The sequence below is a fragment of the Oleiagrimonas sp. genome, from assembly GCF_027858935.1.
Classification (GTDB): Bacteria; Pseudomonadota; Gammaproteobacteria; order Xanthomonadales; family Rhodanobacteraceae; genus Oleiagrimonas.
The window spans coordinates 1-2442 of record NZ_JAQIBU010000003.1; the positions used below are offsets into that span (position 1 = coordinate 1).

Below are 2442 nucleotides of genomic sequence, written 5' to 3' on the forward strand. Positions count from 1 at the left end.
CCGGCGCCGCGCATGGCGCCGCGCATGGACTTGATCAGGTCCATGTGGGCCAGGGGCGACTCGGATTGCTGGACCAGCAGACCACCCTGACGCAAGGCCTTGGCGCAACTGGCGTAAAAATCGGGGTTGAACAGGCCCTTGGCCGGGCCCACCGGATCGGTGGAGTCGACAATCACCAGATCCACGCTACCTTCCGGAAGTTCGGCCATGTAGCGGATGCCGTCTTCGAACTTCAGCTCGGCGCGAGGATCGTCATTGGATTCGCACAGCTCGGGGAAGTGCTCCTCGGCCAGCCGCGTGACACGCTCGTCGATGTCGACCTGGGTGACATGCTCGACTTCATCGTGCTTGAGCACTTCGCGCAGGGTGCCGCAGTCGCCACCACCGATGATCACCACGCGCTTGGCCCGTGGATGGGTGAATAGCGCTGGATGGGTCATCATTTCGTGGTACAGGAAGTTGTCGCGGCTGGTCAGCATCACGCAGCCGTCGATCACCATCAGCTTGCCCCAGTCGGTGGTCTGGTGGATCTCGATGGTCTGAAACGGAGTCTGCTCCGAATGCAGCAGGGCCTCGGTGCGAAAACCGATGGAGGAGCCGGAGGCTTCGTGGGCCTCGGTAAACCAGGTGGACTGCGACATGACGTTTCCTTGGGTTGTTCTGGTCATGGGACTGCGTAAGACCGGGCATTGTAGCGGCTTGGTCGCGCACACACATGCTGCACTACACTAGCGGTTTGGCATGAGCCGGGCAGTCGAGGACCGCAATGAGCCAGAACTGGAGCATCGAGCGCGCGCGGCGTACATGGTCGATTCCGAACTGGAGCGCCGGTTATTTCGATATCAGCGACGCCGGCGAGGTGGTGGTGCAGCCGTTCGGTAGCAAGGGCGCTTCGCTGTCTCTGCCCGCGATCGTCGAAAAAGCGCGCCTCGAGGGCTTGCGCCTGCCGTTGCTGGTGCGCTTCCCGGACATCCTGGCGGATCGCCTGGCGCGTCTTCGCGATGCTTTTGCCCAGGCAATGCAAACCCATGACTTCACCGGCGGATACACCGCGGTATATCCGATCAAGGTCAATCAGCAGCGCGGCGTAGCCGGGGAACTGGCACGCGTGGGCACCGAGGGCTTCGGGCTTGAGGCCGGCTCCAAGCCGGAGCTCATGGCTGTGCTGGGCCTGGCGCGACCGGGCTCGCTGGTGGTCTGCAACGGCTACAAGGACCGTGAATATGTCCGACTGGCCCTGATCGGCATCAAGCTCGGTCTGCGCGTGCACATCGTGGTGGAGAAGCCCTCCGAGTTGGACTACGTGATTGAACTGGCGCACGAACTGAACGTCGAGCCGCTACTCGGCGTGCGGGTGAGGCTGGCCTCGATCGGCGCCGGCAAGTGGCAGAACACCGGCGGTGACAAGGGCAAATTCGGACTCAGCCCAAGGCAGTTGCTGGCGCTGGTGCAGAAGCTCGAGGCCGCTGGACTCAAGCACACACTGCAACTCCTGCACTTCCATATGGGTTCGCAGATCTCCAACGTGCGCGACATCGCCGCAGGCATGCGTGAGGCGGTGCGCTATTACACGGAGCTGCGCCGCATGCAGGTGCCGATCGGCATCATGGACGCGGGCGGCGGCCTGGGCGTGGACTACGAAGGCACGCGTTCGCGCAGTTTCAATTCGATCAATTATTCGATGGACCAGTATGCGTCCAGCCTGGTGCAGCCGTTGACCGATGCTTGCCGGGAGCAGGACCTGCCGATGCCGCATCTGGTCACCGAAGCCGGACGTGCGATGACCGCGCACCACGCGGTGCTGGTGGTCAACGTCAGCGAGGTGGAGAAGGCACCAGCCGGCCGCATCCCGCCGCAACGCGAGGACGAGCCCGCGGTGCTGCGGCACCTGCGCGCGGCGCATGCGTCACTGGACGAGCGTCCGCCGCTGGAGCTGTACCACGAGGCCCAGCACCATCTGGCCGAAGGCCAGACGCTGTTTGCGCTGGGCCAGTTGGACCTTTCCGATCGCGCGCGCCTGGATGACCTGTACTACGCCCTGGTCGGGGATCTGCGCGCGCGGCTGATACCGGGCGAGCGCGCGCATCGGCAGATGCTCGACGAGCTGGACGAGAAGCTGGTCGACAAGTACTTCGGCAACTTCTCGGTGTTCGAGTCGGTACCTGATGTGTGGGCCATCGACCAGATCTTCCCGATTGCACCGATTACACGCTTGCACGAGAAGCCCACGCGGCGTGGTGTGCTGGTGGACATGACTTGCGATTCGGATGGACGCATCGACCACTACGTGGGCGCCGAGGGCGTCGATGTCAGCCTGCCGCTGCATGCGCTCAAGGCGGGCGAGTCGTACCGGCTGGGTATCTTCATGGTCGGTGCGTACCAGGAGACATTGGGCGACATCCACAACCTGTTTGGCGACACCGATGCCGTCAACGTGCGCTG

At 63.6% G+C, this 2442-nt stretch carries 2 protein-coding genes; one reads left to right on the forward strand and one right to left on the reverse strand.

Translation table 11 applies throughout. The features are described from left to right. A partial coding sequence (speE, locus tag PF446_RS00110; protein WP_298068495.1) for a polyamine aminopropyltransferase occupies positions 1-641 on the reverse strand: 641 nt, incomplete at its 3' end. Positions 642-766: 125 nt separating this feature from the next. Here speE and speA point away from each other — a divergent pair. Continuing rightward, on the forward strand, positions 767-2442 hold a 1676-nt coding region (gene speA, locus PF446_RS00115; RefSeq protein ID WP_298068497.1), incomplete at its 3' end, for a biosynthetic arginine decarboxylase.